Source organism: Streptomyces sp. NBC_01439 (genome assembly GCF_036227605.1).
In the GTDB taxonomy this organism is placed as follows: Bacteria; Actinomycetota; Actinomycetes; order Streptomycetales; family Streptomycetaceae; genus Streptomyces.
Window position 1 is genome coordinate 882,523 of record NZ_CP109487.1, and the last position, 22,564, is coordinate 905,086.

Annotated in this window: 21 protein-coding genes, 1 pseudogene and 1 riboswitch; of the genes and pseudogenes, 12 read left to right on the forward strand and 10 right to left on the reverse strand. The window is 73.5% G+C overall.

Translation table 11 applies throughout. The features are described 5' to 3' along the window. Positions 1-6: 6 nt before the first annotated feature. The 4 genes from OG207_RS04125 to OG207_RS04140 are packed head-to-tail and all read right to left on the reverse strand — an operon-like array spanning position 7 to position 5,095. The gene (locus OG207_RS04125; RefSeq protein ID WP_329095972.1) at positions 7-1,146 is read right to left on the reverse strand and encodes an NAD-dependent epimerase/dehydratase family protein; all 1,140 of its coding nucleotides are present in this window, start codon (positions 1,144-1,146) and stop codon (positions 7-9) included. Beyond that, positions 1,131-3,182 carry a fatty acid CoA ligase family protein gene (locus OG207_RS04130; RefSeq protein ID WP_329095974.1) on the reverse strand — a complete coding sequence of 684 codons (2,052 nt, stop codon included), beginning with the start codon at positions 3,180-3,182 and terminating at the stop codon, positions 1,131-1,133. Before OG207_RS04130 ends, OG207_RS04125 begins: the two co-directional genes overlap by 16 nt. Continuing rightward, positions 3,179-4,033, reverse strand: a complete 855-nt coding sequence (locus tag OG207_RS04135; protein ID WP_329095977.1) for a hypothetical protein — start codon at positions 4,031-4,033, stop codon at positions 3,179-3,181. The genes OG207_RS04130 and OG207_RS04135 overlap by 4 nt, the downstream gene beginning before the upstream one ends. A 3-nt stretch (positions 4,034-4,036) precedes the next feature. Next, the gene (locus tag OG207_RS04140) at positions 4,037-5,095 is read right to left on the reverse strand and encodes a 3-oxoacyl-ACP synthase III family protein (RefSeq protein ID WP_329095979.1); all 1,059 of its coding nucleotides are present in this window, start codon (positions 5,093-5,095) and stop codon (positions 4,037-4,039) included. Positions 5,096-5,493: 398 nt separating this feature from the next. Here OG207_RS04140 and OG207_RS04145 point away from each other — a divergent pair. The 6 genes and pseudogenes from OG207_RS04145 to OG207_RS04170 all read left to right on the forward strand — a co-directional run bounded on the left by OG207_RS04145 (position 5,494) and on the right by OG207_RS04170 (position 11,226). Continuing rightward, positions 5,494-5,566: pseudogene (locus tag OG207_RS04145) on the forward strand. 73 nt (positions 5,567-5,639) lie between these two features. Next, a complete protein-coding gene (locus OG207_RS04150) occupies positions 5,640-6,776 on the forward strand; it encodes a gala protein (protein ID WP_329095980.1) in 1,137 nt (378 codons plus the stop codon). After that, positions 6,773-8,452, forward strand: coding sequence for an ankyrin repeat domain-containing protein (locus OG207_RS04155; protein WP_329095981.1), 1,680 nt, complete (start codon positions 6,773-6,775; stop codon positions 8,450-8,452). Before OG207_RS04150 ends, OG207_RS04155 begins: the two co-directional genes overlap by 4 nt. Next, positions 8,449-9,648: an AAA family ATPase gene (locus tag OG207_RS04160; RefSeq protein ID WP_329095983.1), complete on the forward strand. Its 1,200-nt coding sequence runs from the start codon at positions 8,449-8,451 to the stop codon at positions 9,646-9,648. The genes OG207_RS04155 and OG207_RS04160 overlap by 4 nt, the downstream gene beginning before the upstream one ends. A gap of 15 nt (positions 9,649-9,663) precedes the next feature. Further along, the gene (locus OG207_RS04165) at positions 9,664-10,848 is read left to right on the forward strand and encodes a vWA domain-containing protein (RefSeq protein WP_329095985.1); all 1,185 of its coding nucleotides are present in this window, start codon (positions 9,664-9,666) and stop codon (positions 10,846-10,848) included. A gap of 186 nt (positions 10,849-11,034) precedes the next feature. Beyond that, the gene (locus OG207_RS04170) at positions 11,035-11,226 is read left to right on the forward strand and encodes a hypothetical protein (RefSeq protein ID WP_329095987.1); all 192 of its coding nucleotides are present in this window, start codon (positions 11,035-11,037) and stop codon (positions 11,224-11,226) included. 21 nt (positions 11,227-11,247) lie between these two features. Here the strand turns inward: OG207_RS04170 and OG207_RS04175 are convergent, their stop codons facing one another. Then, on the reverse strand, positions 11,248-11,463 hold the full coding sequence (locus OG207_RS04175) for a hypothetical protein (protein WP_402694520.1): 216 nt from the start codon (positions 11,461-11,463) through the stop codon (positions 11,248-11,250). Positions 11,464-11,586: 123 nt separating this feature from the next. Beyond that, a riboswitch (guanidine-III (ykkC-III) riboswitch) is annotated at positions 11,587-11,649 on the forward strand. Positions 11,650-11,723: 74 nt separating this feature from the next. On the opposite strand from OG207_RS04175, the gene OG207_RS04180 reads away from it, so the two are divergent. Both OG207_RS04180 and OG207_RS04185 read left to right on the forward strand, forming a co-directional pair. After that, a complete protein-coding gene (locus OG207_RS04180) occupies positions 11,724-12,203 on the forward strand; it encodes an Ohr family peroxiredoxin (protein ID WP_329095991.1) in 480 nt (159 codons plus the stop codon). Then, entirely contained in the window at positions 12,190-12,639 is a 450-nt protein-coding gene (locus OG207_RS04185; protein ID WP_329095993.1) for a hypothetical protein, read from the forward strand. The genes OG207_RS04180 and OG207_RS04185 overlap by 14 nt, the downstream gene beginning before the upstream one ends. Positions 12,640-12,658: 19 nt before the next feature. Here the strand turns inward: OG207_RS04185 and OG207_RS04190 are convergent, their stop codons facing one another. The 5 genes from OG207_RS04190 to OG207_RS04210 all read right to left on the reverse strand — a co-directional run bounded on the left by OG207_RS04190 (position 12,659) and on the right by OG207_RS04210 (position 18,252). Continuing rightward, positions 12,659-13,453, reverse strand: a complete 795-nt coding sequence (locus OG207_RS04190; protein ID WP_329095994.1) for a peptidoglycan recognition protein family protein — start codon at positions 13,451-13,453, stop codon at positions 12,659-12,661. Positions 13,454-13,535: 82 nt separating this feature from the next. Continuing rightward, the gene (locus OG207_RS04195; protein ID WP_329095996.1) at positions 13,536-14,027 is read right to left on the reverse strand and encodes a nuclear transport factor 2 family protein; all 492 of its coding nucleotides are present in this window, start codon (positions 14,025-14,027) and stop codon (positions 13,536-13,538) included. 14 nt (positions 14,028-14,041) lie between these two features. Then, complete coding sequence (locus tag OG207_RS04200; protein WP_329095998.1) at positions 14,042-14,776, reverse strand: SDR family oxidoreductase; 735 nt, start codon at positions 14,774-14,776, stop codon at positions 14,042-14,044. A 110-nt stretch (positions 14,777-14,886) separates the two neighbouring features. After that, complete coding sequence (locus OG207_RS04205) at positions 14,887-16,953, reverse strand: nuclease-related domain-containing DEAD/DEAH box helicase (RefSeq protein ID WP_329096001.1); 2,067 nt, start codon at positions 16,951-16,953, stop codon at positions 14,887-14,889. 84 nt (positions 16,954-17,037) lie between these two features. After that, positions 17,038-18,252 carry a hypothetical protein gene (locus OG207_RS04210; protein WP_329096003.1) on the reverse strand — a complete coding sequence of 405 codons (1,215 nt, stop codon included), beginning with the start codon at positions 18,250-18,252 and terminating at the stop codon, positions 17,038-17,040. 54 nt (positions 18,253-18,306) lie between these two features. On the opposite strand from OG207_RS04210, the gene recQ reads away from it, so the two are divergent. The 4 genes from recQ (at position 18,307) to OG207_RS04230 (ending at position 22,475) form a co-directional block, all read left to right on the forward strand. Next, entirely contained in the window at positions 18,307-20,358 is a 2,052-nt protein-coding gene (gene recQ, locus OG207_RS04215) for a DNA helicase RecQ (RefSeq protein ID WP_329096005.1), read from the forward strand. A 97-nt stretch (positions 20,359-20,455) separates the two neighbouring features. Continuing rightward, entirely contained in the window at positions 20,456-20,968 is a 513-nt protein-coding gene (locus OG207_RS04220; RefSeq protein WP_329096007.1) for an SRPBCC family protein, read from the forward strand. A gap of 64 nt (positions 20,969-21,032) precedes the next feature. Beyond that, a complete protein-coding gene (locus OG207_RS04225) occupies positions 21,033-21,830 on the forward strand; it encodes an N-formylglutamate amidohydrolase (RefSeq protein WP_329096008.1) in 798 nt (265 codons plus the stop codon). 405 nt (positions 21,831-22,235) lie between these two features. Further along, positions 22,236-22,475 (forward strand): hypothetical protein, encoded by a 240-nt coding sequence (locus tag OG207_RS04230; protein WP_329096010.1) that lies wholly within the window; start codon positions 22,236-22,238, stop codon positions 22,473-22,475. Positions 22,476-22,564: the final 89 nt, after the last annotated feature.

Sequence of the window (22,564 nt, forward strand, 5' to 3'; positions counted from 1 at the left end):
GGGACGTCATGACTTGGTGTTCCCTTGTTCGATGTGGTCGGGGGCGGGGCGGACCGGTGCCCCGGTGCCGGTGGAGACGGCCGGGCCGGCGGTCCAGGCGGCGACGCCGCCCACCCCGGTCACCCACTCCTGCAGGGCGCGCAGCCCGTCGGCCTGGCTGCGCGGAGCGGCGTAGCCGAGGTCGTGCCGGGCGGCAGCGGTGTCGTACGTCGCCGAGCGGGTCAGCAGCGCCATCATGTAGCGGCTCAGCGGCGGAGCCGCCTCGGTACCGCTGCCGGCTGCGGACCGGTGGCGCAGGCGCCAGCCGGTCTCGACCGCCGCGGCCATCCCGCGGCCGAGGACGAGCGGGATGCGCGGCGCGGGCGGCGAACAGTCGAAGAGGGCGCCGACCCGGGCCAAGAACGGCCAGAGGTCGGTCTCCTCGCGGTCCGCGACGAAGTAGGCCCTGCCGCCGACCCGTCCGGCGGGGGCGAGCGCGGCCCGCAGGCAGGCGTCCACCGCGTTGTCGACATGGCAGAGCGAGACCAGGACCCGTTTGCCGCCCGACAGGTCGGGCAACCGGCCCGCGCGCATGGCCTCGACCATGCGCGGCAGGAATCCGGCGTGGTCGCGCGGCCCCCAGATGCCGCGCGGGCGCACGGCGCAGGTGGTGAACTCCGGGCCGTCGGCGGCGCGTACGTACTGTTCGGCGACGGCCTTCGTCTCGCAGTAGAGGTTGAACCACCGCTGCGGGTACGGGGTGCTCTCGTCGATGCCGAGCCGGTCGCCCTCCCGGACCCGCATCAGGGCGCTCGGGCTGGAGACGAACACGAACCGCCGTGCCCCCGCCGACCGCGCCGCTGCGAGCAGCCGCTGCGTGCCGGTGACGTTGGCGGCCTCGAACTGGGCCCGGCTGCCGTGGTCGACGACCCGCGCCGCGCTGTGCAGGACCGCCTGACAGCCCGCTGCCGCCCGTTCGAGCGAAGCGTCGTCGGTGAGGTCGCCGGTGACGACCTCGACGCCGGGCAGGGAGCGCAGCCGTACGGCATCGCTGCCGGGGCGGACCAGGGCGCGGACCTGGAATCCCTGCTCCAGGGCGCCGTCGACCAGGTGCCCGCCCAGGAATCCGGATGCTCCGGTGACCAGGATCTTCACAGCGCCCGCCACCAGGTCGCGCCGTAGAGCATGGTGCGCCCGACCACCGAGGCGGTCCCGTGTCCGGCCGCCCGGCCGCGCGGCAGCGCGAGCGGGATCTGCGCGGCGTGCACGCCGATGCTGAGGAAGGCGTCGGTCCACCACAGCCAGCGCAGCACCGGGACGTCGGGAACGTCCCCGGCCGCGGCCCACACCGCCCCGCCGACGAGGTACGCCCATCCGGCGAGCGGCACGATCCGGGCCGCCCGCCGGCCCGCGGACGACGCGGGCCGGGCCTGTTGCCGCGCGGCCCAACGGGCCAGTTCCTCGCGGCCGATCTTGGCGTTGTGCCGGATGTCCACGGGGAAGCCGGGGTGGCGCAGGAACTCCTGGAGGCCGGCGGTCGCCGCGTGCTCCTCGGCCATCGTGCGCAGCTCGGCGACGAGCTCCGTCCACGCGCCTTCGTCGAGCGCCGCCCCGTCCGGGCCGGTCTCGGTCTCCACGCAGACGACGGGCCGTTGTGCTCCGGCCGGCCCGATGCCGACCAGTGCGGTGCGCCGGACCAGCGGATGGGCGTTGAAGACCCCCTCGCAGCGCACGGTGTGCAGGTCCCGGTAGCCGGTGCGGACCCGCTGGGTGGCGCGCCCGCAGAACCAGAGCCGACCTTCGGCGTCGAGGTGGCCCAGGTCGCCGGTCCGGTGCCAGATGCGGGGGGCTGCGCCGCCGGAGCGTTCCTCGGTCGACTTGTGCGCGGCGTCGGACCGGGGTGCGCGGTGGTAGCGCAGGCTGACGGAGTCGCCCTGCACCAGGATCTCGCCGACGCGCCCGGCCGGCAGGCCGGTTGCGGGGTCGAAGCGGGCGAGCGGCCCGTCGGTGACGGGGGCGATGGCCACTCGGGTGCCGGGAACGGGCCGGCCGACGCAGGTCCCTTCGCCGGCGGCGGCGCGGGCCGCGGTACCGCCGCCTTCGCGACCGGTGTCGGCCTGGTCGTCGCCGAGGATCTCGGCCGCCTCGATCGAGGTGATCGGCAGGACCTCCGTGGCTCCGTAGGTCACGTGGATCCGTGCCTTCTCGTCGAGGACGGAGCGGAGCGCGGACACGACCGCGTCGGGCACCGGCGCCCCGCCGGATACGACGCAGCGCAGCTCGGGCAGCGGATGACGGCCGCGGGCGGCGCCGGTGAGGTGCCCGGCCAGGTTCCGCAGCAGGGCGGGCGAGGCGAACATCGTGGTGACGCGGAATCGTTCCAGCGCGTCCACGAGCAGCTCCGGGTCCGCCTGGGCGACCTTGGCGGGAGCCAGTGGCGCGAGGACCAGGGTGGATCCGTAGACCAGGTCGAGCACGCCGTAGAAGGGCAGGGTGACCAGGGAGACGTCGTCGCGGGTGCGGCCGTGGACGGCTTCTATCTGGCGGGCGATGGACAGCGCCATGCGGTGGGTGTATTCGACTCCCTTGGCGGGGCCCGTGCTTCCGGTGGTGAAGCCGATCATCAGCAGGTCGTCCCCGCCGGGCAGCGCGGTCTCGTCCGCGTACCGCACGGTCGCGGGGGTGGCGCGCAGCGCGGCCAGCGTGTGGCCGCGGCCGAGCCGGCGCCGTCCCAGGGTGACCGGTATGCGTACACCGGCGAAGGTACGGCGGCCCAGGACGCGCACGAGGTGGGCGAGGGGCGGCCCGATGAACGCCTCGGCGCCCACGGCCCGGTAGCAGTGCAGCATGCGCCGTACGCCCATGCCGGGATCCACGACGACGGGCACGGCCCCGACCCGGAACAGTGCGAAGCAGAGGGCGAACAGTTCCGGCCCGGGCGGTGCCATCAGCACCGTCCTGGTGCCCCGGGTGATGCCGGCGCGCCGGAATCCGCGGGCCAGTTCCTCGACCCTCTCCTGCAACTCGCCGTAGGTGAGGGTGGCGTAGCCGCCGGAGTCCCGGCCGTCGGGGTGGATGACGGCCGGCTTGCCGGGAAACGCGCGGGCGTTGCGCTCGAGCCACCCGGCCACGCCGCCCGTGACGGCGGCCGGTTGCTCCACGGCCGGGTCGCCGGTGAACCCCGTCTGCGGCACGGTGCTCACCACCCCTCGGGCCGGTAGAGGGCGCACGCCGCGCTGGGGCCGGCGCCGACCGAGACGAACAGGAGCTGGTCGTGGTCGTCGCGGCGGGCGTCGTCCATCGCCCGGAGGTAGCCGAGGACCGGCGCCGCGGTGTGTGGTTCTCCCCGGCCCGCTGCGCCGTCTTCGGCCGTGGGCGGGCCGATCACCAGGGTCCGGTCGAGGTCGATGCCGATCTCCTGCGCGTAGTCGGCGGCGGCCCGCTCCGCGAACGCGCTCAGCCGCTCCGCGTGGCCCGGCTCGCGCCGGACCGTGATCGTGGTCCGCCCGTGCCGGCCCATGGTGGCGGTGTCGAGGTATCCCTCGACGTCGGTGGGCCGGTCGGCGGTGTAGTGGCGTACCGGTCCGAACCCGGCGGCGGGGTCGGCGCTGCGCTCCAGCAGGAGGGCACCGGCAAGGTCCGCGTACGGGTAGTCGGCGTCGCGGTCCGCGTCGCCGCCGGGGTGGACGTCGGCAGCGGTGATCAGCAGCCGTTCGGTGGTTCCCGTCTCCAGCAGTGACCGGCCCACCTGTACGGCGTTCAGCACGCCGCAGGCTCCGTTCATCAGGTCGAAGGAGAAGCCCGCGGCCGGTTCGGGGTCGGCGATGTAGTCGAGGTTGATGCCGACTTCCTTCTGGACCAGGGCCGACATGGCCGGTTCGAAGGTGTTGTGCTCCCGGTAGACGCCGACGTTGATCAGGGTGCCGATCGAAGCGGCCGGCACTCCTGCCCGGGCCAGGGCGCCCCGTGCGGCCCGGCCCGCCAGGTCCACGACGGAGGCCGGGGCGGACGCGTCGGGCAGGGCGGTCGCCGCTGCGGTGATGACCATGCCCATGGCTCACACCCCCACGTTCGTGAGCGTCGCGGACAGGGCACCGGTGACCACGCCGGAAGCGGCCGGCACCATCAGGTACTTGGCCCCGGGGCGGGCGCCGCCCGTCCTGAGGTGCTCGCACAGCGTCAGGAAGTGCGAGGTCGTGGCGGTGTTCCCGTACCGCTCCACCACGGAGAGGGAGGTAGGCATGGGGGCGCCGAACTCGGCCTCGGCCGTCTGGTTGACGTAGTCGATGAAGCGGGTGCCGACCTGGTGCTGGATCACGTAGTCGAACTCCTCACCGGCGAACGCCCGCCCCTTCTTCGCCAGGAAGTCCCCGTGGAACCGCGGCCACAGTTTGAGCCGGTCCCGGTTGTGCATCTTCTTGTTGTCCGTGTAGAGGGAGATGCCGGGGGTCCGGTCGCTGGGCATGCCCATGCACAGGTGGGAGTACTCGGAGCAGGTCATCAGCTCGATGTAGTGGATGCGGTCGGCGGCGTCGGCGGAGACGTCCAGGACGACCGCGGCCGCCGAGTCCCCCACGGAGAGCGAGGCGAACTGCGGGTCGTAGGAGTCGGTCATCTCGCGCGCGGCGGTCTGCGCGACGCGGGTCGCCTGCTCACCGCTGACGACCAGGCCGCGCCGCACGGCGCCGGAGCGGATCATCCGGTCGAGCAGCCAGACGCCCGTCATCATTCCCGCGCAGGCGTTGGAGACGTCGAAGTGGATGGCGGAGCGGGCGCCCAGCTCCCGGGCCAGCATCGCGGCGAAGGACGGCTCGAAGGCGAAGCGGCTTCCGTCCTTGAAGCGGGTGATCGAGGCGGAGATGACGATGTCGAGGTCCTCGGCCCGGTAGCGGGAGGACTCCAGCGCGTCCCGGGCGGCGGCCAGGGCCATCCCGAACGAGTCCTCGCCGGCCGCCGGTTCGGGGTCGTACACGCGCCTCTCCGTGATCCCGGTGATCTTCTCGATGTCCGCCTCCCCCAGCCCCGGGACCGAGGCGGCGAGTTGAGGGGTGGTCTGGACCGTTGCCGGAAGGCAGACGCCTAAGGCTTCTATTCGGCTGTACGTGGCGGTGCTCATGTGTGTCGCTCTCCGTAGCGGTCCGCCCGGGGCGAGGGAGTGCCAGGGCGGTGGTTGACAGAGGGATGCAAAGGACGTCCGGGGAATAACGGACAGTCAAGTTACCGTAGCGTACGGAGATGTCGTCGATGTGTCAGGGCTTCGCAAATCAGGAACATGTGGTCGAATATCGGCCACCCATTACCACCCGTTACCGCCGCGACGCCGAGCGGAATTCGCGCCTCGCCCCCTGCGCCCCAGCACCCCGCACCCTCGAAAACCTGTCCGGAACCACTCGGTCCACCTTGCGGGGCGTGAGCGGGGCGGACCCCGACGCCCGCGAGAGCGGGTCCACACCGACCATCCAGCCAAACTGGTGATCGATTTCGGGCCGTCGGATGGGTATGATCGCCGGCAGCAAGGCCGTAGCGCAGAGGTCGTCGCGCCCACGCATCGAGCTGGAGGACGTCGGTTCGAATCCGACCGGTCTTGCGTCTACTTCTGCAGTTCTCCTTCAAGTCGTGATGGACGCCGGGCACCGGCGAATGAAACCGGTGGAGTGGTGATGACACAGCCGACACCCGTACGGTGCCCCGCGATCGAGCACCCCGACCTGCCACCGGCCGACCCGGCCCGCCTCGACCCGCTGCTCGCCCGGCTGGCCGCGGACCGGCCCGTCGACACCGACGAGAGCTTCCCCCTCGGCACCCTGCGCACCGACGGCCGCGTCGACCTCTGCAAGCAGGGGCTCGGTCCGGCCGGCGCGGCCCGCCTGCTGCCCGCCGCCACCGCCTCCGCGCACGCCAGGCACCTGCTCCTCGGCACCAACGCCATGGGCGACGCGGGCGCCGTCGCCCTGGCCGAAGCCCTCACGGGAAACCACGGGCTGCACACCCTCTACCTCGGCTGCAACCGGATCGGCCCCGACGGGGTGGGCTCCCTCGCCGGCGCCCTCAGCGACGACACGACCGTCCGCGCCCTCTGGCTCAAGCGCAACCCGCTCTTCGAGGACGGCGCCCGCACCCTGGCCGCGCTGCTGCGCCGCAACACCGCCCTGCGCACGCTCGACCTGGTCAACACCGGGATCGGCGCCGACGGCGTACGCCTCCTGCTCGACGCCCTGCTGGAGCGCGAGCAGCCCCTGGAACGGCTCTTCCTCGGCGGCAACGGCCTCGGCCCGGACGCCGCCCCGCTGCTGGCCGCCCTGATACGGGACGCCGGGGTGCGCGAGCTGTACGTCCCCGCCAACCACCTCGGCGACGGGGGCGCCGCGGTCCTCGCTTCCGCCGCGGCCGACTCCGCCCGTCCGGTCCGTCTCGGGCTCGGCGGCAACGGCATCGGCGCCGCCGGAGCGCGGAGCCTGGCCGCCTCCCTCGACGGCATCGAAGCCCTCGACCTCGGGCGGACCATGTCGGAGCGCAGCCTCGGGTCCCCCGGCAACGACCCCGGTGACGAAGGGGCGTACGCCCTGGCCGCGGCGCTCCCCGGCAGCCCGCTGCGCCGGCTGGAACTGCGCCACACCGGCCTCACCGGGCGCGGTGCGAAGGGCCTGCTCGCGGCGGTGCCCGCGGACAGCCCGCTGGAGTACGTGGGCCTCGGCCCGGGCCTGCCCCGCCGCGTGAAGCGCTCCTTCACCGAACGGCTCCGCCCTGCCCGGGCGGCCCACCCGGACGTCCGCGCCATCGGCAGCGTGTACCGGTGAGCGTGGAGAACGCCGAACTGCCCGGCGGCCTGCGGCCGGAGGACCGCCTGGCCTGGCAGCGGATCCGCCGCTACGCCGTGCCCGGCTGGATGATCGAGCAGGCCACCGCGCACCGGCTGGCCGGTGACTGGCGGGCGGCCTGCGCGGCCGCCGCCGTGGACGTCGAGTTCGAGCTGCCCGCGGTGGAGGCCCGCTACGGAGGCGCCGTGGCCGAGGCGTTGGCGGAGGACCTGCGGCACTTCGCCCCGGACCTGCTGCGCTGGCACCTGCCCCGGTACGGGGGCGGCCGCACCACCATCGCCACCGACCTGCGGATCCTGCTCGCCTCCTACGGCGGCCCCGGCGGTCCGACCCTGTCGGTCACCACACCCCGCATGAGCGAAGGCCCGCAGCGGCTGCGCCTGCACTGCGCGCCGGTCACCACGAAGAAGCGGAACGTGTACACCGGGCGCGGCTTCGCCTCGGAGGACTGGACCGCGGTCCGGCCGTTCTGGGACGCCCGCCACGCGTCCGAGCTCGGCGCGCGCTTCGCCGACCCGGAAGGCCTCGCCGAGCGGATCGCCCTGCTGCGCGCCGCAGGGGACACGGTCGGGGCCTATGCGGCGGCGGGCATCGAGTGCGACCTGCGCGTGCCCGCCGCGCAGCCCCACCAGCGCCCGAGGGACCCGGAGGCCCTCCTCGCAGGGATGCCGATCGACCTCGGCCGGCTCGCGCCGGAGGTGGCGCGGCTGGTGGCGGCGGGAGCGGGCGACCGCTACCGGATCTCGGCGGGCTGGCGCACCTACCTGCTGCTGGAACACGTCGGCCCCGACAGGCTGCGGGCCCGCATCATCGAACTGGGCGAGGCGTTCGCCGTACCGGCCTTGCCCCGGTACGCCCGGCAGCGGCTCCCCGATCCCGAACTGGTCCGGACCGGCCTGGTCTCCCCGCGCGAGCTGCACCCGCTGGTGTCCGCCGCGCTGTTCCCCGGCGCCGACCCCGCCGTGGTCCCGACCGGCCCCGATACGGGCGGGCCGGTACGGGTGCGCTGCGGCGGCGGATGGCACGCGGTGCGCTCACACGGCGGCGTGCTCGACGTACCGCACACCCCGCAGGAGCAGCAACGCGAGCGCGCCATGCGGGCGTTCGGAGGCGCGGTCTCCGGGTGCTTCGCCGTGCAGCACAGCTGGACGACGGGCGAGGGGCGGCTGCCGCGCGCCCTCCGGGCCCAGCGGCACGAGCTCTTCCTGCGCGTCCAGCACGGCGACACCCCGGGCGTGGTGGCGCTGCTGGACGCGGGTATGGACCCCCGGATCCGGGACGCCCGCGGCCGCGGCCTGCTGCACACCCTCAACCTGCTCGACCACGAGGTGCTGCTGCCCCGGTTGCTGGCGGCCGGACTCGACCTGGAGGCACGGGACACCGGGCAGCGCACCCCGTTGCTGTCCGCGGTGTACTGGGGCGGCTCGGCGGACCTGGTCAGGGACCTGCTGGCGGCCGGCTCCCGGATCGACGTCACCGACGAGATGGAACTGTCGCTGTCCCAGGTGATCCGCCGCTACAGGCGCACCGACCTCGCCTTCCTGCGGAACCGCGTCGACGAGGAGTTCCCCGACATCGGCGCAGACTGGTACGACGACCACCTGGAGTACCGCGAGGACGACGCGGACGAGGACGACGAGGACGACGACGCGTGAGTGCGACCCAGCCACAACCCGCCCGTGCCCTGGCCGCCGCCGACGCCCTGGGTGCCCGGCTGGACGCCACCCGCACCGAACCCGCCACCAACCCCCAACTGGAAGCACTGGCACTGGCCGTGACGGCCAATCAGCAGGTCCTCCTGTGGGGTGAGCCCGGTATCGGCAAGTCCGCTGGCATGGAGCAGCTCGCCACCGCGCTCGGCGTCCGGCTGGAGACCGTCATCGCCAGCGTCCACGAGCCCTCCGACTTCGCGGGGTTGCCCATCGTCGGCGAGGACCCGGCCACCACGGGCGTCCCCATGGCACCGCCGGACTGGGCGGTGCGCCTCGCCCGCACCGGCCACGGGCTGTTGTTCTTCGACGAGCTGTCCTCCGCCCCGCCGGCCGTGCAGGCGGCCCTGCTGCGCGTGGTCCTGGAGCGTCGGGTCGGCAGCCTCGAACTACCGGCGGCGGTACGGATCGTCGCCGCGGCCAACCCGCCCGCGAGCGCCGCCGACGGCTGGCACCTCAGCCCGCCGCTCGCGAACCGCTTCGTCCACCTCGACTGGACGCACAACCCGCGCACCGTGGCCCGCGGCATGGCCGGCACCTGGCCCGAGGTGGCGATCCCGGCCGTCGATCCCGCCAAGGCCGCCGGTTCGGTCGCCCGGGCCCGCGGGGCCGTCTCCGGCTTCCTCACCGCCCGTCCGGGCCTGGTCCACCACATGCCGGCCGAGGCCGCCGGACGGGGCCGCGGCTGGCCCTCCCCGCGCACCTGGGAGATGGCCCTGCGGCTGCTGGCCACCGGGTACGCGGCATCGACGGGCCGGGAGGCCCTCGCCGCCGCGCTCACCGGCGCCGTGGGCGAAGCCGCCGGGATCGAACTGCTCTCGTACCTCGAACACCTCGACCTGCCCGACCCGGACCGGGTGCTGGCCGACCCCGACGCCTTCGCCCTGCCCGAGCGCGGCGACCGGCAGCTGGCCTTCCTCATCGCCGTGGTCGCGGCCGTGCAGAGCGAGCTCACCCGTCCCCGCTGGGAAGCGGGCTGGGCGGTCCTCGCCAAGGCCGTGGACGCGGGCGTGCCCGACGTCGCCGCCCGCGCCGCCGCCGACCTCGCCGCGATGCGCGACCTCGACTGGCCGGTGCCCGCCGGCATCGACGCCTTCGTGGAACTGCTCCAGCTGTCCGGCTCGCTGCCGGGCGGCAACTGAGCCCAGTCCGGCGCCGTGCGACCGGAGTTGGACCGCGCGAAGCTACTGGCGGCCCGTTACAAGGCCGCCGAAACCCGTCCGTACCTCGCGTCCGCGCTGTACGCCCTGACCGTCATCCCTTCGGCCGGGGTGCGCACCATGGGCGTCGACCGGCACTGGCGCTGCTACGTCTCGCCCGCTTTCGTCGAGGCGACCCCGGTGGCCCTGCTGGCCGGGGTGTGGATCCACGAGGTGGCGCACCTGCTGCGCGACCACCACGGCCGGGCCGAGCGGCTGCCCGCCGCCGACCAGCGCGATCCGGTCCGGATCAACATCGCCCAGGACTGCGAGATCAACGACGACCTGCTGGCGGACGGGCTGGCGCTGCCCGAGGGCCGGATGGAGCCCGGGCTCTACGGCCTGCCCACGGGCGGCCTCTTCGAGACGTACCTGCCGGCGATCCCCCCGACGCCCCACGGGCCGGACTGCGGTTCCGGTGCGCACGGCACTCCCGGGCCGTGGGAGCTGGGCGAGGACGGCGGCCCCGCCCGGGTCGGACCGGTGGAGGCCGAGGCGCTGCGCCGGCAGACCGCCGAGGCCGTACGGGCCCACCGGCGCACCCGGGGTCGGGTGCCCGAGGGCTGGGCCCGGTGGGCCGAGGAGGTCCTGGAGCCCTCCGTCGACTGGCGCCGGGCTCTGGCGGGATCGGTCCGCGAGGCCGCCGCCTGGGCGGCCGGCGCGGTGGACTACACCTACCGCCGCCCCTCGCGCCGGACGCCCGCGCTCGGCGGCCGGGTGGTGCTGCCCAGTCTGCGCAGGCCGCTGCCGCGGGTGGCCGTCGTCATCGACACCTCGGGATCGATGGGCCCAGGCGAGCTCGCGGCCGCTCTCGCCGAAGTCACCGGCGTCCTGCGGGAGGTGGGGGTCGGCGGCAACCGGGTCGCCGTCCTCGCGTGCGACGCCGACGTGCACGCCGTGACCCGGGTGCGCAGTGCCGGCGAGGTGACCCTGGCCGGCGGCGGGGGGACGGACATGCGGGTCGGCATCGGCGCGGCCCTGGCCCTGCCCGACCGGCCGAACGTCGTGGTCGTGCTGACCGACGGGTTCACGCCGTGGCCGGACGAGACGCCGTCCTGCCGGCTGATCGCCGCGCTGGTCGGGAGCGCCCCGCCCGCGCCCCCGCCCTGGGTGGAGACCGTACGCGTCGACCTGGCCACGTGACCCCGCCGGCCGACGGCCCTGCCCGCTGCGGGCAGTTCACCAAGTGACGGGCCTCCGGCGGCCTTTGTCGGCACGGCACCAACGCGACCCCGGACGGCACGCCTTGTCACCCTCTGTGTTTAGCATCCCGCGATTCGGTAACAAGATGTAGTGACAGGTAATCAACACTCGACGAAAGGCAGGACCATGAACCTCGTCAACGTGCTCATCCTCGTCGCGGTCCTCGCACTTGTCGGCCTTCTGATCGCGGCCCCCAGCGCCACCGTGCGGCGCAACCCGTTCCCGGGCCGGCGGCAGCGGGCCGACCGCCGCCTCTCGGGCGCTCCCCGGTCGACCCGGGTGCCCGGTCAGCGGGGCATCCAGCACCACGCGCCGTGAATCCGGCGCAGCGGCCGACCGTCAGACGGGCTCGGTGGCGAAGAGCTCCAGGTGGGCGCAGTGCGGGCAGCGGTACGCCTCGATGCGCCGCCGGGGCTTTCCCAGCCGTTTGGCACCGCCGAACAGGCCGCGTTCCAACGCCCCGGCGATCCAGCGCGCGTACCCCCGGGCGCCCTCCCCCGCGTCCTCGACGAAACCCGGCTCCAGGCCGACGCCACCGCAGTAGGTACATCTCATCGCGTCCACGGGCCGAGTGTAGGGAGCGGGGCCACGGCGCCGGCCGCCGGGCCGGCGCCGGGCCCCGTGAGGAACTTCACCGCGGGGGACGTCCCCGGACCGCGGCCGGCGTTGCTAGATTGTCGGGCGGCCGGTCCAAGGCCCCGGACGAGATGCGCCGTACCCGGTTACGCACGACGACGCGCGAGGTGCTGCACGAGCAGCGCCGTCCGCTGTCCGCACCCGGGCAGCGTACTCGTCGAGCAAGATGGGCGTACGCCATGACCGTGCCACTCACCCGCAGCCTGTACCGGACGACCGCGCACGCCGCGGGGGGACGTACCGGATCCGTCCGCACGGACGACGGACGCCTGGACGTCCGCCTCGCCCCGCCGCGCAAGAAGGTGCCCGGCACCACCAACCCCGAGCAGCTGTTCGCGGCCGGTTTCGCCGCCTGCTTCACCTCCGCGCTCGCAGAGGTCGCCGCCGAGTTCGGGGCGGACGCCGCCACCGCACGCGTGGCGTGCGAGGTCCAGCTCGGCACCACGGACACGCCCGCCGGCTACGGCCTCGCGGTGACGCTCACCGTCGGCGTGCCCGGGTGGCGGGCGGCGGACCTCCAGCCCTTGCTGCACCGGGCGGACGCGGTCTGCCCGTACTCGCAGGCCGTGCGCGGCAACGTACCGCTGACGCTCGTGGCCGTGGACGAGCTCGCCGGGGCCGTGGAGTCCGTCGAGTCCGGCGCCGATGACCGCGCCTGAGTCCGCGCGGGGCGAGCACCTCCCGGACGGCCCCGGCGTCGCCGTGCCCGAGCACGGCGCCTGGCTGCGGCGCGGCATCAGCCGCGACGGCGGACCCCTCGTCGAGGACCGCGAAGTGGTGTGGCTGCAGGCCGGGTCGTACTACGCCGACAGCCGGGGCTTCGCCGGTGAGACGTCCTTCGACGGCTCCCAGGTGCACTTCCACCACCTCACGGGCGAGCCCGGCGAAGACGCCGGCACCTTCCGGTGGGACGGTGCGGACCTCGTCGAGCGGGGCACCAACCCGGACGGCAGCACCTTTCTGGAGATCTGGACCGAGCTGCCCGCCGCCGACGGCGCGTGCGGCTCCTGGTCCGGCCCGGACCACCACGTGGTGCGCGTCGGCCGCCACGTGGTGCACGTCGATTCCCGTTCCGGTACGTACTGGCGGCTGTAGCCCGGGCCGCGGCGGACCGTCAGGGCAGGAGACCGGCCGGCAGGTATTCCGCGTACTCCGAGGCCGGCCGACCGGTGGCCTGGCGGACCAGGTCCTCGATGGGGTCGACCGCCTCCTCCGACAGGGGCGTGCCGAGGCGGGCGGCGACGTCCCTGCGCAGGGTCGGTAGTTTGGCGTAGAGGCGGTCGCCGGGGCAGGAAGTGGCGTTGAAGTCGCGGTGGCCGTAGATCTCCGACGCGGGCAGGCCGTACTGGTCGCAGATGTGGGCGCACAGGTCGGCCAGGGCCGCGTACTGTGCCGCCGGCTGGTCCTGCGAGGTGTACGTGCCCTCGTTCTCGATGCCGATCGACACGGTGTTCTGGCCGACGCAGTGCGCCGCCCGCACCTGGCGGTGGCCGGTGCGCAGCTCCGCCAGGCTGTTGTGGCGTCCCTCCAGCACGAAGGCCCCGCGGCTGATGGTGAAGTGCTGGCCCGTGTCGATCCAGCCCTGCGCGTCCATGTGGTACGTCTGGATCGCGCGGGCGAGGGCGACGGCGCGCTGCTTCGAGTAGTCCGTCACGTTCGCCGTCGCCGTGTGGTGGACGATGATCCGCTCCGGGCCGTTGGCGAGGACGACGACGGGTTCGGACGCCGCCCGCGCACCCCAGGCGGCGCAGCCGATGATGTCCGGGGTGGCGGCGGAGTACGCCCGCCCCGCCGCGGCGAGCGGCAGTGCCGCGGCGGCGGTCAGGGCGAAGGCTCCCGTGAGGACCGACCGGCGGGTGTACGGGGCCGCGGCGCGTGCCGACGGCTGGTGCAGTGCGGAGGAGGTCATGCGGCGCCATTGAAGGGGACCGTGCCGCCACCGGCCGCGCAGACACACCGCGCACCCCCCGGACGTACCACCATCGGTGGCCCTACCGGGAGTCCTCGGCGTACGACACCGCCCGGCCGAGGCCCGGCGGCGTGTCCTCCCCGGCGGTCCACCAGACGCCCAGTCGCTGGCGGACCAGGTACCAGCCCCCGTCGGGACCCCGGCGGAAGTCCCAGTCGTACGGACCGCCCATGGAGTAGGGCGAAGAGCTCTGCCCGCTCCCCGTCACGGCGACGAACCACATGTACCCGACGCCCGTCGCCCGGTCCTCGTCCACCTCGAAGTCCATGTTCAGGATGTGGTGCTGCATGCTCGGGAAGTGTGCCTCCGCCTCCTCCACCTTCGCCCGGACCGCCTCCCTGCCGCGGACCTCTCCCCACGGCTCGAACTCCAGCACCGCGTCCTCGGCCCAGCACTCGATCCAGGCCCGCCAGTCCTTGCGGTCCAGCGCCCGCCAACCGCGGATCATGAGCCGCCGCAAGGCTTCCTTGTCCTCCAGGACCCGCAGTCGGCGCAGCAGGTCCTCGTACGTCACTTCGGTCCCCGCGGTCACTGGGCACTCGCAGCAGGGCGTACGACGATCTCGTTGACGTCGACCTCGGCCGGCTGGGCGACGGCGTAGGCGATGGCTCCGGCAATGGCGGACGCCGGCAGCGCCACGGCGCGATAGGCCTTCATGGCCTCGCGCGCGGCAGGGTCGGAGATGCCTTCGGCCAGCTCCGACTCGGTCACGCCCGGAGAGACCAGGGTGACCCGGACGGTGCCGTCCGACTCCTGGCGCAGCCCTTCGGACAGGGCGCGGACGGCGAACTTGGTGGCGCAGTAGACGGCCGCGGTGGGCGACACCTCGTACGCGCCGACGGAGGCGACGTTCACGAAGTGCCCGCCGCCCCCGGCGCGCATCACCGGCAGGGCGGCGGCGATCCCGTGCAACACGCCCTTGACGTTCACGTCGATCGTCCGGTCCCATTCATCGACCTTCAGAGCGTCCAGCGGCGAGAGCGGCATCACCCCGGCGTTGTTGACCATGACGTCCAACCGCCCGTACTGCTCCCGGGCGGCGGCCACGAAGGCCCGTACGTCGGCGGCGTCGGTGACGTCCAGCCGCTGGAAGGCCGCCGTACCACCTGCCTCGTTGATCTCCCGACTGAGCGCAGCGAGCCGATCGCTGCGCCGCGCGCCCAGGAGCAGCCGGTGGCCGTCGGCGGCGAGTCGCCGCGCCGTCGCCTCCCCGATCCCGCTGCTCGCTCCGGTGATGGCCACGACCTTGGCTTCGTTCCTCATACCCGTCCTGCTCCTCGTTCGAAGCGGATGACTCCGCCCGACCGAGTTTGGACAAGCCGCGGCCGGCCGACCAGGACGCACCGCACCCTGGCAGCGGGCCTCCCCACCCCCTAGCCTGCGGCCCCCTGCCGCTCCGTGCTGACGCTGCCGAGCCAGAGCAGGTCACGGGCCCGGGTCATCGCCACGAAGAGCTGGCTGCGGAGCAGTTCCTCGCGCTCCCGAGCCGTTTCCGGGGTCTGGGTACCGCCCGCGCCGGCCGGGGTCCCGTGTGCGAACACCGCGTCGTACCGGGGCAGGAGGACGTTCTTGAACTCCAGGCCCTTGGCCCTGCGGTAGGTGCCCAGCTTCACCGCGCCGACCGCGCGGCCGTCGTAGTGCTCCAACGGGCACACCGGGATGCCCGACCGGGTGAGCAGCCGCTGGTAGTGGCGAAGAGCGCGCATGGAGGGGCACAGCAGGGCGGTGTCGGCCAGCGCGCCGTCGGGCAGGGAACGCAGGGCGTCCAGGAGTTCCCCGTCGTGGGCTTCCGCCGTGGGCCGGGTGACGCGTACGACGTCCCCGTCGTGGTAGGTGAGGTCGACGTCGCGGCGGCCCGGGGTGTGCGTGCCGTCGAGGTCCTCGAAGGCGTCGTCGGCCACGACGGTGAGGGCCGCTTCCAGGATCTGCTTGCTGTTGCGGTAGTTGGTGCGCAGCACCTGCCCGCGGTCGCCGCGGATGTCGATGCCCGCGTCGGTGAGCCGGAAGCCCCCCGGGTACACGGTCTGCTGGCCGTCGCCGACGAGCAGCAGACCGTTCGGCACGTCACCGACGAGCGCGTGCAGCAGGCGCACGCCGACGAGCGTGAGGTCCTGGACCTCGTCCACGATGACGGCCGCGTACGGGGGCCGCTCGCGCCGGCGGACCGCTTCGGCCAGGGCCAGCGAGAGGACGTCGTTGAAGTCGTGCACGCCGCGCTCGCCGCGCAGTGCTTCGTACGCCTCGTACAGCTCCCACACCGCCTGCCGGTGCGCACGGTGCAGGCGTGCCTTCCGCCGCCGCCTCGGGACGGTCACGTACTCGTCGAAGCCGGTGAGGCCCCGCCCCTTGATGACGTGGTCGATCTCTTCGTGCCAGTAGGCGGGGGCGGGGTCGAGCTCGGCCAGGCTGCTCCCGCGGCCGACGTTCTTCCAGGCGAGGCTGAAGGCGGTCTCGGCCTTGTCCCCGTGCAGCCGTACCGGTACGCCCCGCTCCTGCAAGAACTCCTGCGCCCAGGAGTGGAGGCTGCGGAAGTCCACCCGGTCGGCGACGGCCGGGGCCATGGCCTTGAGGAAGGTGCTCTGCACCCGGGGCAGGTTGTTGGCGAAGGTGACGTACAGGATGCGGCCGGTCGTCCGCCGGGCCAGGTGGGCGGCACGGTGCAGTGCGACGACCGTCTTGCCGGTGCCGGCCGGTCCGCTGATGCGGGCCGGGCCGGCCCAGTTGCGGCGCACCAGTGCCACTTGATCGGGGTGGAGGAAGGTCATCCACTGCTCGATCGGGGCCTCCCGCGCCCCCTTCAAGGCCGCGTCGCGCAGCCCTTCCAGATCGAACAGCCCGTCCGGGGAGCCCGGTCGGTGGCGCTCGGGTGCCGGCGGCGGCTGCTGGTCGACCGTCGCCCCCGCGTAACCGGGGAACACCCGCTCGAGGTGATCGGCGATAGCCCGGACGGACTCCGCGCGCAGCCGGTGCCGCTCGGAGAGGAGCACGGGGCCGATCTCCTGTTCGCCCAGGAGCCGTATCCGGCCACGGCTCGCGTCGAAACGCCGGCCGGCGAGCACCAGCAGCGGCTGGACCGCGACCGGTGACATGCCGAGGGACGCCACCGCGCTCTCGGCGGCCTTCGTGGCGCCGAGCAGCCCGGTCGCGTGTTCGTCGCCCGGCTCGCCGCCGGCGGTGACGTCGATGACGAAGACGCCGCCGGGTCCCACCAGCAGCATGTCGGCGTCAGCGGTCCGCGCCCCGGACCACTGCCGGTGGACGAGCAGCCGCCAACCGCGCGCGGTCAGCACCAACAGCTGGGCGAGGACCCGCTGTTCGCCCTCGCCGACCGCGCCCCACCGCAGGGCCTGCCGGCGGGCGGCCTGCCACTGCTCCCGGAGCAACCGCTCCTGCCGCCGCGCGTCCTGCGCCCGCTGCGATGCCGCCCCGCCTGCCCCCATACCCAGCCCCCTCGTACGCGGAGTGACGATCATAGGGCGGAACGCAACGGTGGCGGCAGGGCGCGTACCGGGCAGCGCCTCCTCTCAGTCCTGCCAGTAGAACAGCAGGGTGTCGACCTTCAGCGGGTCGCGGCTGCCGAAGTAGTACACGCCGAGGTCGGTGACCTGGATCGAGCCGACGGCCTCGTCGAGCCAGCGGAAGCCGGCCGATTCGACCGCGCGGCGCACGGCCGGATCGTCGTCGTCACCGGTCGCGAACCGGCCGAGGGTGCTGATGAGCACCGCAGCGCCGCTCTGGCCGTAGCGGATCACGTGGTACGTGCCGTCCCCCGTTCCGTTGTCCTCTGCGCAGGAGATCGGCGGCTGCGGCGCGATGCCCGCGGCGGTGAGCGCGGCCGAGGCCCGCCGCAGCTGCTCGGCCGTACCGGTGGCCGGCGGCGGCTCCGTGCACAGGGCCTCGATCCGCCACCGCGGATCGGTCCGCTCCTCGGCCCACTGACCGTATTCGTGGACGATCGCCGTGCGCAGTTCCTCGTCCAGGCCGGTCACCTCGACGCGGGGGCGGCCCAGCTCCTCGTACAGCCTCCGGGTCTCGGCGACGTCCTCGGTCAGTCGGTGCAGCGCGTACGCGGCCCACAGCTTCGCCTCCTCGGTCGGCGCCTCGGCGAGGTAGGCGCGCAACCGCCCCGGGTCGGTCAGGAGCGCCTGGGCGCGGAACGCGACCTGCCGGTCGGGGTCCGCGAGCGCATCGGTGACGTCCCCGCCGGCGCGGTCCCGCAGGCGGACGGCGATGGAGCGGTCCTCGGGGCGGGCCCCGCCGAGTTCGGCCAGCACCGCCTCGGACCCGTGCCGGGCGGCCAGTGCGTCGAGCCCCGCCTCGCCGGTCTCCCGCCGATGACGCCACGGATCGAAGGCGAGCGTCGCCAGGGCGCCCGCCGCCGTCAGGTCGCCGAGAGCCCCGCGGGCCCCCAGGACCGCTTCGGCCATGCCGTACGCGCCGTCCTGCTGCCGGTCCTCGTGCCGCAGCCAGGGCAGCAGCTCGGGGCGGTCCGCGAGCAGGCCCAGCAGCGCGATGCGCACGTGGCTCACGTCATCGGTGTCCTGGACGCACGCGATCAACGCGGCCACGCGCCGCTCCGGCACCCGCCCGGCCAGCGCCTCGGCGCAGGCATCGCGGCGCCACCACGGCTGGCCCGTGTCGGCCGCGCACCGCGCGAGGGCGTCCGCGTCGAACGCACGCAGGCCCGCGGCGTCGGTCCGCCCGGCTTCCGGGGTCAACTTCTTGATCGTCTTCGCCATCCCGGGATGTTACTAGCGGCGCCGGGTGTCGGTGGGTGTCGATAGGCTTCACGGATGGCACTTCCCGACGCTTCCCCCGAGACCTCCGACACCTCCGCGACCTCCGACGCCCTGCAGGTACTGCACCGCGTGTTCGGGTACGGCTCCTTCCGCGGTGAACAGCAGGAGATCATCGAGCAGGTCGTCGGCGGCGGTGACGCGCTCGTGCTGATGCCGACCGGCGGCGGCAAGTCGCTCTGCTACCAGATCCCGGCGCTCGTCAGAGAAGGCACGGGCATCGTCATCTCGCCGCTCATCGCGCTGATGCAGGACCAGGTGAACGCGCTCACCGCGCTCGGGGTGCGGGCCGGATTCCTCAACTCGACGCAGGACCCGTACGAGCGGCAGGCCGTCGAGCAGGCGTTCCTCGGCGGCGAGCTGGACCTGCTCTACCTGGCCCCCGAGCGGCTGCGCACCGAGAGCACCCAGCGGCTGCTCGACCGGGGCAGCGTCTCGCTCTTCGCGATCGACGAGGCGCACTGCGTCGCCCAGTGGGGTCACGACTTCCGGCCCGACTACCTGGCGCTGTCGATGCTGCACGAGCGCTGGCCCAAGGTGCCGCGGATCGCGCTGACCGCGACGGCCACCGAGGCCACCCACGCCGAGATCGTGGCGCGGCTCGGCCTGGAGGAGGCCCGGCACTTCGTCGCCAGCTTCGACCGGCCGAACATCCAGTACCGGATCGCCCCGAAGAACAACCCGCTCAAGCAGGTGCTGGAGCTGATCCGCAGCGAGCACTCCGGTGACGCCGGAGTCGTCTACTGCCTCTCGCGGGCCTCGGTGGAGAAGACCGCGGCCTTCTTGGTGGAGCAGGGCATCGACGCCGTGGCGTACCACGCCGGCATGGACGCCCGGGCGCGTGCGGCGAACCAGGCGCGGTTCCTGCGGGAGGACGGGGTCGTGGTGGTGGCCACGATCGCCTTCGGCATGGGCATCGACAAGCCGGACGTGCGCTTCGTGGCCCACCTCGACCTCCCGAAGTCGGTCGAGGGCTACTACCAGGAGACCGGCAGGGCCGGCCGCGACGGCGAGCCGGCCACGGCGTGGCTGGCGTACGGCCTCCAGGACGTGGTGCAGCAGCGCAAGCTCATCGAGGGTTCCGAGGGCGACGAGACGCACCGCCGCTCCCTGAGCATGCACCTGGACGCCATGCTGGCGCTGTGCGAGACCGTCGACTGCCGCCGGGTGCGGCTGCTGGAGTACTTCGGCCAGGCGGGCGAGCCGTGCGGCAATTGCGACACGTGCCTGACGCCGGGCGAGTCCTGGGACGCGACGGTCGCCTCGCAGAAGCTGCTGTCGACCGTGTGGCGGCTGGCGAACGAACGGCGGCAGAAGTTCGGCGCCGGCCAGATCATCGACATCCTCCAGGGCAAGAAGACGGCGAAGGTCATCCAGTTCGACCACGACGCGCTCTCGGTGTTCGGCGTGGGGGCGGACCTGAGCACGGCGGAGTGGCGGGGCGTCGTACGCCAGTTGCTGGCGCAGCGGTTGCTGGCGGTGGAGGGCGAGTACGGGACGCTGGTGCTGACGCAGGACAGCGGCGAGGTGCTGGGCGGCCGCCGCAGCGTCCCGATGCGGAAGGAGAAGGCGCCCGCCGGACCCGCCCGCAAGGAGTCCGGATCGCGCTCGGGCAAGGGCGCCCGCGTGCCGGTCGACCTGCCCGCCGCGGCCGAGCCGGTCTTCCTGGCGCTGCGCGCCTGGCGGGCCGGGACGGCGAAGGAGCAGGGCGTGCCGGCGTACGTCGTCTTCCACGACGCGACGCTGCGGGAGATCGCGACGCGGGTGCCCACCACGACGGAGGAACTGGGAACCATCGGCGGCGTCGGCGAGGCCAAGCTGGCCAAGTACGCCGAGGGGGTGCTCGCCACGCTGGCGGAGTGCGGGGCGGCGAGCCCGGCCGATGCCTCCGCTACACCCGCTCCGTCCGCCGCGCCCGCCGGGCCCGCCGGGCCGGCGCCGGCGCCGTCGGTCCGGGCGGAGCGCCGCCCGGCGGCGCACGACGTCGAGGAGGAGCCGCCGTTCGATTGGGACGAGATGGCTCCGCCGCCCGACGACGACTGGCAGTAGACCTCCGCCTTCACCCGGGCCTCTCCAACCGGGAGTTACCGATGGGTAGCCACGGGCACGGTGGAACGGTAGCGTCCGTGGCCTGGAGGGGAGAGCCATGCCTCGTACGTTCACCGTGTCCGACAGCATCGTCGTCCACGTCAGTCCCGCCGACGTCTACCGGCACGTGTCCGATCCTGCCCGGATGGGCGACTGGAGCCCGGAGAACCTCGGCGCCACCGTGCACGGAGGAGCCGGGGAGACGCGCGTCGGGACGGTGTTCGACGGGCGCAACAAGCGCGGGGCCTTCCGGTGGACCACCCGGTGCACGGTGACGGCGCTCGAACAGGACCGGCTGTTCCGGTTCCGGGTGCACGCCATCGGGGTGCGGCGCCCCCGGCTGCCCAGACCCATCGCCACCTGGGAGTACCGCTTCGAGCCGGTTCCCGAGGGCACTCGGGTGACCGAGACGTGGACGGACGACCGCCGCTCGTGGCCGGACTTCGCGGCCCACGCCTTCGACCGGGTCGCCACGCGGGAACACACCTTCGCCGATTTCCAGCGCAGGAACATCGCAGCCACCCTGCGCAACCTCAAAAAGGCTTTGGAACCGGCGTCCGAGATGCGGTAACGGTGGGGGCCGTCAGGCCTTCGCGGGCACTCCGCCCCACGGCCCTCCCACCGAGGAAATCCACATGGACCATGCCGCCGAGTCCTTCCAACTCCTTCCCGGAGCCGCCGCGTCACCGGTGATCCTGCACGTACCGCACTCCTCGCGCACCGTCCCCGGGCCCGTACGCAGCGGGATCGTGCTGGACGACGCGGCGCTGGAGCGGGAACTGGACCACATCACCGACTCACACACCGCGGACATCGCCGCGGCCGCCGCCGCCGGATGCGCCCTCACGCCGTGGCGGTTCGTCAACGGGCTGTCCCGCCTCGTCATCGACCCCGAGCGCTTCCCCGACGAGCGCGAGGAGATGCTGGCCGTGGGCATGGGAGCGGTGTACACGCGCACCACGCACCGGGAGCGCCTGCGGGCGGACGGCTTCGACGGCCGCGCCTTGGTCGACCGCTACTTCCACCCGTACGCGGAGGCGATGGAGCGGGCCGTGGAGGACCGACTGGAGGCCGTCGGCCGCGCCGTGATCATCGACGTGCACTCGTACCCGTCGGAGCCCCTCCCCTACGAACTGCACGGCGCCGGCCCGCGACCGCCGATCTGCCTGGGCACGGACCCCTTCCACACCCCGGCCGCCCTGCTCGCCTCGGCCGAGAAGGCTTTCGCCGGCTTCGGCGGCACGGGGCTCGACAGTCCCTTCGCGGGCACGTACGTACCGCTGCGGCACTACGGCAGGGACCGGCGCGTCAGTGCCCTGATGGTCGAAATCCGCAGGGACACCTACATGTCCGAGCCGGGCGGCCCCGCCGGACCCGGCCTCGCCGCGCTGGCGGCGGCCGTGACCGAACTCGTGGACGGCCTGCCCCTGTGACCGTCCCCCGCGCGCACCGGGCGTGACGGCACCATCACCCCGCGCGCCCTCCGGAAACCTGCACATCGCGTTCGCGATCTCGACAGCCGACCTCCCCAGCGGGGCGATACGCCCGATATGCCCTGTCGCTTTGATGGTGATTAACCCTGGTTCGCTCCATGTAAGCAGCGTGTCGGCCGTATCTGTTACTCGATCCTGTGAAGAAGTCGCCACCATTCGGTGAATCAAGCTGCACGTCCGTCGGCAGAGGTGGCCGTCCACACGTGACGGGAAGTCAACGGGATTCGGTGGGGGGCGCGTTCGCGTGCTTTCATCTTGCCCATCGCAGCAGTCAGAACGGCGGCCGACTTTCGTGCCGCCCGCCGCTCGGCGATGAATTCCTCCCCCCAATGAAAGGTGCGCGCCATGCGTAACGACCTTGAGACCCGTGAGATCGACGACACCGAGCTGGACGCCGTGTCCGGCGGCATCATCAGCGTGTCCGGCGGCCTGGCCGGCGCCGTGACCAGCGATGTCAACAATGTCGTGGGCGTCGTGAGCTCCCTCAACACGGTCCAGGCCGCAACCGGCATCGTTTCCCACGTCCCCGGTCTCGTCACGGGCATCACCGGTATTTCGGTGAACTCCGGTCGCGCCGGTCTCTGATCGGGAATAGCCCGTGAACCCCGGATCATCCCCCACGGCTCCGGGGTTCACGGCCGTCCGAGATTTCGCCCGACGATACGAATGCAGCC